A 797-nucleotide genomic window follows, 5' to 3' on the forward strand; every position below is an offset into this window, starting at 1 on the left:
GTGAAAATTTACAGTCTTGATTTTTGCAGGCATGAAAAGGTGGGGCTGATATGAATCTTTTGAAATCAATGACTTATATTATGGCATGGGATATGCTTTGAATTAGTTAAGACTTAAAGAAAGGAGGTAAGGAAAGATGAGGGAGGGAGCAAAGAAAGGGACTTATATAGGAATAGGTGCAGGTTTAGTACTTTTTGCAATTCTTGGGTTAATGCCTGGTTCATTTCTTGGAGGAGTGATAGGACTTAACATAGCGGGAGCATTATTTGGGACACCAGTAAGCTCTCACATAATACCTAGGTTGATAGTTGGGGTATGGATGCTTATTGGGGTTGTGGTAACAGGTGTGGTATTTGTAACTGTCTGTAGTATAGCTGGCTGGCTTATGGGAACAGTAGTGGACCATGTGAGGAGACCTGCTGTTAAGAAGGAAGTTGAGGTTATTAAGAATGAGGACATAGTCCTCAGATAAAGGAATAAGGAGGTATGAAAGATGGCAAAGAGAGAATCCATAAGTATGGCAACAAAGCTTGGAGCAGTGCTTGGTGCTATAGGGTTTTTTATCTTCGGGCTTGTGCCAGCGTTTTATTTTGGAAGCTATGGAGCCCTGGTGCTTTGGAACCATTTATTTGGCACAGCTGAGCCGACATTGATAGTGAGGCTCTGGATAGCAGTTGGAATACTTATAGGGCTTGCATCAGCACTTTCAGCAGGTATAGTTATAGGAGCCATACTGGGAACGAGCCTCGGGTATGTAATTGAGGCAGTCTCCATGGCACTGAGGCCAAAGCCTGTAG

The 797-nt window shown here is 42.9% G+C and carries 2 protein-coding genes; both read left to right on the forward strand.

Annotated elements, in window-relative coordinates; genetic code table 11:
* Nucleotides 1-136: 136 nt before the first annotated feature.
* Nucleotides 137-472 (forward strand): hypothetical protein, encoded by a 336-nt coding sequence (locus tag N2257_10735; GenBank protein ID MCX7794860.1) that lies wholly within the window; start codon nt 137-139, stop codon nt 470-472.
* Nucleotides 473-493: 21 nt separating this feature from the next.
* Nucleotides 494-797, forward strand: a 304-nt coding sequence (locus tag N2257_10740) for a hypothetical protein (GenBank protein ID MCX7794861.1), incomplete at its 3' end; no start/stop codon positions are given.

The organism is Thermodesulfovibrionales bacterium, assembly GCA_026417875.1.
Taxonomy (GTDB): Bacteria; Nitrospirota; Thermodesulfovibrionia; order Thermodesulfovibrionales; family CALJEL01; genus CALJEL01.

What these genes read in the sequence shown, in the direction of transcription:
- N2257_10735 (MCX7794860.1), top strand. Translation starts at nt 137, where the DNA reads ATGAGGGAGGGAGCAAAGAAAGGGACTTATATAGGAATAGGTGCAGGT.